We start from the raw sequence: 1,016 nt of genomic DNA, 5'->3' as shown, positions 1-1,016 counted from the left end.
TATCGACATCGCGCGCGACAAGGGCCATTTCCCCCACGCCGTCTGGCACCGGCCCGACGGCACCGAGCAGAAGATCACCGTCTGGTGCGGCAACGACTACCTGGGCATGGGCCAGCATCCCGTGGTGCTGAACGCGATGCACGAGGCGCTGGACGCGGTGGGCGCGGGGTCCGGGGGCACGCGCAACATCTCGGGGACCACGGTCTACCACAAGCGGCTGGAGGCGGAGCTCGCGGACCTGCACGGCAAGGAGGCGGCGCTGCTGTTCACCTCGGCCTACATCGCCAACGACGCGACGCTGTCGACGCTGAAGGTGCTGTTCCCCGGCCTCATCATCTATTCCGACGAGCTGAACCACGCGTCCATGATCGAGGGCATCCGGCGCGGGGGCGGGATCAAGCGCATCTTCCGGCACAACGACGTGGCGCACCTGCGCCAGCTCCTGGAGGCCGACGACCCGGCCGCGCCCAAGCTGATCGCCTTCGAGTCGGTCTATTCGATGGACGGCGACTTCGGGCCCATCCGCGAGATCGTGGAACTCGCGGAGGAGTTCGGTGCGCTGACCTACCTCGACGAGGTGCACGCGGTGGGCATGTACGGCCCGCGCGGCGGCGGCGTGGCCGAGGCGCTGGGGCTCATGGGCCGGATCGACATCATCAACGGCACGCTGGGCAAGGCCTTCGGCGTGATGGGCGGCTACATCGCCGCGAGCGACAAGATGTGCGACGCCATCCGCTCCTATGCGCCGGGCTTCATCTTCACGACCTCGCTGCCCCCCGTCATCGCGGCGGGCGCCGCGGCCTCCGTGGCGCACCTGAAGGGCGACCAGGCGCTGCGCGACCGGCACCAGACGCAGGCCAGGATCCTGAAGCTGCGGCTCAAGGGCCTGGGGCTGCCGATCATCGACCACGGCAGCCACATCGTGCCGCTGATCGTGGGCGACCCCAAGCACACCAAGATCATCTCGGACCGGCTGCTGGCCGATCACGGCATCTACGTGCAGCCCATCAACTTCC

At 68.6% G+C, this 1,016-nt stretch carries 1 protein-coding gene; it reads left to right on the top strand.

The features are described 5' to 3' along the window. Positions 1-1,016, top strand: a 1,016-nt coding sequence (gene hemA, locus FHG71_RS23300) for a 5-aminolevulinate synthase (RefSeq protein WP_139084184.1), incomplete at both ends; no start/stop codon positions are given.

The sequence above is a fragment of the Rubellimicrobium roseum genome (assembly GCF_006152145.1).
In the GTDB taxonomy this organism is placed as follows: Bacteria; Pseudomonadota; Alphaproteobacteria; order Rhodobacterales; family Rhodobacteraceae; genus Rubellimicrobium; species Rubellimicrobium roseum.
This window is presented reverse-complemented; position numbering and strand designations above follow the sequence as displayed.